The organism is Caballeronia terrestris (genome assembly GCF_001544515.1).
In the GTDB taxonomy this organism is placed as follows: domain Bacteria; phylum Pseudomonadota; class Gammaproteobacteria; order Burkholderiales; family Burkholderiaceae; genus Caballeronia; species Caballeronia terrestris.
This window is the reverse complement of record NZ_FCOL02000256.1, coordinates 1-2,642: the sequence shown is the minus strand read 5'-3', so window position 1 is coordinate 2,642 and position 2,642 is coordinate 1. Positions and strand designations below refer to the sequence as shown.

General features: G+C 60.3%; 3 protein-coding genes. All 3 read left to right on the top strand.

Annotation, left to right across the window (positions count from 1 at the left end):
- Positions 1-797 (top strand): CoA transferase (locus AWB67_RS36140; RefSeq protein WP_143328477.1); only part of this gene is annotated, 797 nt, incomplete at its 5' end.
- Between the two features lie 227 nt (positions 798-1,024).
- Positions 1,025-1,804 carry an MFS transporter gene (locus tag AWB67_RS42655; protein ID WP_235025565.1) on the top strand — a complete coding sequence of 260 codons (780 nt, stop codon included), beginning with the start codon at positions 1,025-1,027 and terminating at the stop codon, positions 1,802-1,804.
- 17 nt (positions 1,805-1,821) lie between these two features.
- Complete coding sequence (locus tag AWB67_RS42650) at positions 1,822-2,388, top strand: MFS transporter (protein ID WP_235025564.1); 567 nt, start codon at positions 1,822-1,824, stop codon at positions 2,386-2,388.
- Positions 2,389-2,642 lie beyond the last annotated feature (254 nt).

Sequence of the window (2,642 nt, the reverse complement as noted above, 5' to 3'; positions counted from 1 at the left end):
GCGCGGGCGACGGCCGCAAGTGGACCGATCCCTTGTCGCACGCGGACGTCTATGCGGGCCTGCAAGCGGCGATCGCCGTGCTCGCGGCAGTGCGCAAACGTGAAGTTACAGGACGCGGCCAATATATCGACGTTGCGATGGCGGCCGTGATGCTGTCGATCAACGAACGCGCTCACCTCGATCTCGCGGGTGTCGATACCGGCGCCGAGCCGGGCATTCTCGGCGCCTCCGATGGCCCGCATTTCGCTGGACCTGGCGGCGAAGAGTTCGTGGCGGCGCAAAGCATCGTCGGTAGCAACACGTTTCCGAATTACTTGCGCGCCATGCGCCGCATGGACCTCGCACAGGATCCGCGCTTCAGCACCGCCGAGCGCCGTCAGCAAAACTACAACGTACTGCATGCAGTGATCCAGACGTGGATGCTGTCTTTCCGCGATCTCAAGACGCTCGATGCGCAACTCGACGAGGCCAAGATCGCGATAGGCCAAATCCGAACGCTCAAGGAACTGGCCGAGACCGACTGGGCAAAGCAGTGGGGCGCGGTGCATGAGGTTCCGGATCGCCGTGGCGGTTCGTATTTCATTCACGGCTATCCATGGCGCTTTTCCGACGACGAGCTTGGAGCGCGCAGCGCGCCAGCTTTTCGCGGCGAGCATAACGAGCAGGTGTTCCGCGAAGCGGGCCTGGCGGATACCGAAATCCGCCATGCAATTGACACCGGCATTCTGGTCGGCGGACCGCCGCCGCCCACGCGGGAAGGCGACGTCGCTGCTCTTATGGAAGCACGCGCCAGCTAAGCCACCCGAAATTGCGGCGCGCTAACGAGCGGAGGCTCGCGCACTGGCGCTACCGCCACCGTGCTGCGCACGGGCGCCCTGCACTCGCATGCCAACGTCGCAATGTGCTCGATGAGCATCGATTGATGCACTGCGGCGGAACACCTTGACTGCATAAATGGCGCTGGGACGGGCGTTTCCGTCAGCGTTGCGGCACAAACTATCGACACAACACGTCGGAGGACCGAATGGAAGTGGTGAAACAAGCCTGTGTAGACGGGTCATCGTCAGATGACAACGCCCTCCTGCGGAAGGCCTACGCTTCGGCGCAATGGCGGATACTGCCAATACTTTTCTGCTTATGGATGCTTGCGTGGGTCGCTCGTTCAAACGTGGCTTTCGCGAAGTTGCAGATGGTCGTTGATCTACGATTCAGCGAGACGGTGTACGGATTGGGCGCCGGACTCTTCTTCGTTGGCTATGTGCTGTTCGGCGTGCCTACGACCATGTTGCAGAAGAAGTTCGGTGCGCGTGCCGTGCTTGCCGGTGTTGCTGGCGCCTGGGGCGTGACGAGTGTTGCGATGACGTTCGTCAATAGCGCACCGACGTTCTACGCATTGCGTTTCCTGCTCGGCGTATTCGAGGCCGGTTTCTATCCAGGCGTCGTGTTGTACTTCAATGCGTGGTTTCCGGGAAAGAGACGTACGCGCAATTTCAGCATATTTCATTCGGGATCGCTCTTCTCCACGGTGACGATCGGCCTGACAGGCGGATTCGTGCTCGAGCAATTGAACGGACTGGCGGGCTTTCACGGCTGGCGATGGATGTTCTTCACTCAGGCTATCCCTACGATCGTGCTGGCGTGCGTCGCGTTCGCAATCCTTCCGGATCTGCCCGGTAGCGCGAAGTGGCTTTCCGCTCGACAGCGTGAGCTTGTCGAGAACGATCTCAGGAAGAATGCCGAAACGATGGATGATGCCAGCGCGGTCGAGCGGCCCCTTTACTCGACCCTACCGTCTGGATCCTGAGCGCCGCCTACTTTTGCTTGCTTGCCGCCACGGCCGCACTGTTTTTCTTCTCCCCGACAATACTTCGCGAGGCGGGATTCGGAGGATACAAGGAGATTGGCCGTGCGGTTGCCGGAGCGTGCATTCTGGGGGCGCTTGGCAATGTGCTCATCTGCAGCATCGGGGGCGCCCCGCTTCGGCGCCGGCGCTTCTGTGCGCTCGCGTCGGTCTTTACTGCGGCAAGCCTGTCGGGGCTCGTCTTTGTCTGGCACAGTAGCACCACTGCCACTTTCTTCCTGCTCGTTCTTGGCTTTGCGGGGACCGGTGCTGGTATATCGCTTTTCTGGCAGATGTCCGTCAGCCTGCTCAGCGGCAAGTCGCTGATGCTTGGCGTGCCGTTGATCAGTTCCGTTGCCAACGTCGCCGGCTTCGTTACGCCGTTTCTGATCGGGTATGTTCGCGATGCAACGGGAACTTATGCGAGTGGATTCATCATGGTGGCGTGTGTCCAGGCATTTGGCGTCGGCGTTCTGTTGTTCGGCGTGCAGCGCATTATCAGGAAGCGACCGCGCGTTGGCGATGTATCCGTTCAAAACGCGACGTGATTCGTCGATGCCGACGTGGGGCGCGGCAGGTGTGCGTGGCAAATGCCCGCATCGTGCACCGGAAAGCCGCTCCGGGCACAGCGCACCTTTGACTGGCCAACCATGCAATGTATCCCGGCCCGGCCGCGCAACTGATTCGCTAGAATGCGTGTAGCGAAACACGCTTGTTTAGCGCGGGATTCGTGATATTGCAAGCCTCTGTGCGCCGAATTTATAATCATTGTCTTGCCTTTTCCTCGAATGAAGGTCACGTG

What these genes read in the sequence shown, in the direction of transcription:
- AWB67_RS42655 (WP_235025565.1), top strand. Translation starts at nt 1,025, where the DNA reads ATGGAAGTGGTGAAACAAGCCTGTGTAGACGGGTCATCGTCAGATGAC.